General features: G+C 72.1%; 3 protein-coding genes. 2 read left to right on the plus strand and 1 reads right to left on the minus strand.

Going from position 1 to position 3,576, the window contains the following annotated elements:
* Window positions 1-2,091 (plus strand): ComEC/Rec2 family competence protein (locus E1293_RS45595; RefSeq protein WP_207939509.1); only part of this gene is annotated, 2,091 nt, incomplete at its 5' end.
* 135 nt (window positions 2,092-2,226) lie between these two features.
* On the opposite strand, the gene E1293_RS45600 is transcribed toward E1293_RS45595, so the two are convergent.
* Window positions 2,227-2,529: a helix-turn-helix domain-containing protein gene (locus tag E1293_RS45600; RefSeq protein WP_132206182.1), complete on the minus strand. Its 303-nt coding sequence runs from the start codon at window positions 2,527-2,529 to the stop codon at window positions 2,227-2,229.
* Window positions 2,530-2,593: 64 nt separating this feature from the next.
* Here E1293_RS45600 and map point away from each other — a divergent pair, with 64 nt between their 5' ends.
* On the plus strand, window positions 2,594-3,376 hold the full coding sequence (gene map, locus E1293_RS45605; protein WP_132206184.1) for a type I methionyl aminopeptidase: 783 nt from the start codon (window positions 2,594-2,596) through the stop codon (window positions 3,374-3,376).
* Window positions 3,377-3,576: the final 200 nt, after the last annotated feature.

The following is a 3,576-nucleotide window of genomic DNA, read 5'->3' on the forward strand; positions in this document are numbered from 1 at the left end:
GTTCTGGCGTGTGCGGCGGCGTCGGCGTGCGGGGTGGGGTTGCGGGCGACCGCGGTGGGCAGCGGACCGGTGCGGGACGTCGCGCGGGCCGGAAGGTTCGCGGCCGCCGAGGCGGTGGTGACCGGGGATCCGCGGGAGAAGCCCGGCAACGGCCGGCGGACGATCATCGTCCGGGCACGGGTGGAGGCGATGCGGCGAGCCCGGGTCCGCGTTCCGGTGCTGCTGATCGCGGGCGACGCGCGCTGGCTCCGCCTGGTGCCCAGCCAGCGCGTGCGGCTGCGGGGGCGGTTCGTGCCGCCCAAGGGCGCCGACCTGCTGGCCGCGATCGTGATCGTCCGCGGGCCGCCCACCGTCCTCGGGCCGCCGTCCGGGATCCAGCGGGTCGCCGAGCACGTCCGGGCGAAGCTGCGGGCGGCCGTGGACCGGCTTCCCTCCGATCAGCGCGGAGTACTGCCCGGCATGGTCGTCGGCGACACCTCGCTCATGGACCCGGCGCTCGCGGAGGACTTCCGGAGGGCCGGGCTCACCCACCTGCTGGTGGTCTCCGGCGCGAACCTGGCGATCGTCATCGGGGCGGTGCTCGGGCTCTGCCGCCTGGTGGGCCTCGGCCACCGCCGCGCCCCGCCCATCGCCGTCCTCGCGGTCTGCGCGTTCGTCGTCGTCGCACGTCCCGAGCCGAGCGTCCTCCGCGCGACCGTCATGGGCCTGATCGGCCTGCTCGCGCTGTTCACAGGACGGCAACGCCAAGGAATCCCCGCGCTGGCCGCGGCCGTCCTCATCCTGGTGCTGATCGATCCGGAACTGGCGCGCTCGTACGGGTTCGCGCTGTCGGTCCTCGCGACGGCCGGCCTGCTCGTCCTGGCACCGCCGTGGCGCGAACGGCTGGGGCGCCGCCTGCCCGGCCCCCTCGCAGACGCCCTCGCCGTCGCGGCCGCCGCCGAGGTGGCCGTGGCACCCGTCCTGGTGATGCTGTCCGGAGAGGTGGGCGTCGTCTCCGTCTTCGCGAACCTGCTGGCCGCCCCCGCCGTCGCTCCCGCCACGCTACTCGGCGCGCTCGGCGCCACCACGGCGCCCCTCTCACTGCCGCTCGCCAGGGTCATCGTGTGGCCCGCCGGCCTCGCCGTCGGCTGGATCATCTGGGTCGCCCGCACCGCCGCGGCCCTGCCTTACGCGACGGTCCCCTGGATGGGTGACGGGCTCGGCGCCCTCACCCTCCTGCTGGCCGGCGGGATCGCCGTCCTGATCCTGCGCAGCCGCCGTCTGCGCCTCCTCACGGTGGCCGCCATGGCCGGTGTCCTGATCGCGGTCGTGGCGATGCGCGCGATGGCGCCCGGCTGGCCGCCACCCGGATGGCAGATGGTCGCCTGCGACGTGGGCCAGGGCGACGCCTTGGTCCTGTCCGCCGGCCCGCGCCAGGCGGTCGTCGTCGACACGGGCCCCGACCCAGTACCGGTCGACCGCTGCCTGAAGCGCCTCGGCGTACGGGACGTCCCGCTGCTCATCCTGACCCACCCGCACGCCGACCACATCGACGGCACGTCCGGAGTCCGGCACGGCCGCACCGTTAACGAGGTGCTGACGACGCCCCTCTCGTCCGGCCGCGAGGCGCGCTACACGTCCGGCCTCCACACCGCCCATGCCGAGCCCGGCCAGCAATGGCGCATCGGTGACCTGGCCCTTTCCGTCCTGGCTCCGCGGCCCACCGCGCCCGTGCTCTCACCCGAGGACGACGGCACCACGATCAACAACGCGAGCGTGGTCCTCGTGGCCCGCAAGCCGGGCTTCAGCGCCCTCCTCGCGGGGGATGTCGAACTGGACGCACAACGCGCCCTGGAATCGACCGTCCCCCACGTCCAGGTCTTGAAGGTCCCGCACCACGGCTCGCGAAGCCAGGACCCCGGCTTCCTCGCCGCCGCCCATGCGTCCGTCGCGCTCATCTCGGTAGGCGACCACAACGACTACGGCCACCCGTCCCGCACCACCCTCGCGCTGCTGCGCCGCCTCCACACCCAAATCCACCGCACCGACCAGGAAGGAGACATAGCAATAGCCCGCACCAACACCGGCATCACCACCGTCCCCCGCAACTGACCCCACCCCTCACGGCCATGCAACGCAGCGAGAGTCGCGCCGTGGTGCTCCGCCGACCGCCCCTCTCGAACCACCCCTCGACCAGCGGAGGGCGGCGTTCGGCTTGATCCGGCTACGGAGTCGCCGGGGCGAGCGTTACATGGCCAGTCGCTCGCCGGGGTCGGGGGCTGATCTTGCGAGCCGGTCTCCGCCGTCCGAGCGGTTGATCTCCGACCAAAGCGCGTCGAGGGACAGGCCGAGGACGTCGGCGATGGCGGCGATGGTCGGAAAGGCGGGGGTCGCCACGCGACCGGACTCGATCTTGCGGAGGGTCTCCGGCGAGACACCCGCGTCCAGTGCGATGGCGAGCATCGACCTGTCCCCCCGGGCGCGTCGCAGGAGGGCGCCGAGGCGCTGTCCGCGTTCGACTTCTGCGGGAGTGAGCGGCAACCTGACCATGACCCAATACTAGTACCGGGATAATATGGCCGGGATACTTATTGGAACGCGAGTGAGGCGCCGCATGATCGAGATCCTGAACCCCACCGAACTGCCCCGAGCGAAGGAGGCGGGTGCCCTGGTCGCGGACATACTGCAGACGCTGAAGAGCCGCTGCGAGGTGGGCACGAACCTTCACGACATCGACCGGTGGACCAAGGCCATGATCATCGAGGCCGGCGCCCAGTCCTGCTACGTCGACTACGAGCCGTCCTTCGGACGCGGACCGTTCGGCCACTACATCTGCACGTCCGTCAACGACGCGGTGCTCCACGGACGCCCCTACGACTACTCGCTCGCCGACGGCGACCTGCTGTCACTCGACCTCGCCGTCACCCATGGCGGAGTCGTCGCCGACTCCGCCATCAGCTTCATCGTGGGCGACTCCGAGCCTCCGCAGAGCGTCGCGATGATCAGCGCGACCGAGCGCGCACTGAACGCCGGGATCGCCGCGGCCGGACCGGGCGCTCGTATCGGAGACATCTCCCATGCCATCGGCTCGGTGCTCAACGCGGCCGGATATTCGATCAACACCGAGTTCGGAGGCCACGGCGTCGGATCGACGATGCACCAGGACCCGCACGTCCCCAACTCGGGACGGCCCGGCCGCGGATACAAGCTGCGCCCCGGGCTGCTCCTCGCCCTGGAGCCCTGGATCATGGCCGACACCGACAAGCTCGTCACCGATGCCGACGGCTGGACGCTCCGGAGCGCGACCGGCTGCCGCACGGCCCACAGCGAGCACACGATCGCCATCACCAACGACGGAGCCGAGATCCTCACCCTCCCGAATCAGACACAACGGTGAGCTGACCCCGCCCCGGCGCCGGCATGGGGGATGGCGCGCGTGCGTTCTGGCTCCAGGAGGTGCGTGGGTGCGGTTTTCGCACTGTTCGGGATCGTCGGGGAGCACTCTGCGGCGCGCCTTGGATGGCCACGCCTCTTCGCCGGGATGGGAGCTCGGCCGGTGGATGCGAACGCCGGGATCGCCGCGGCCGGACCGGGCGC

Origin of the sequence: Actinomadura darangshiensis (assembly GCF_004349235.1) — a bacterium.
Classification (GTDB): domain Bacteria; phylum Actinomycetota; class Actinomycetes; order Streptosporangiales; family Streptosporangiaceae; genus Spirillospora; species Spirillospora darangshiensis.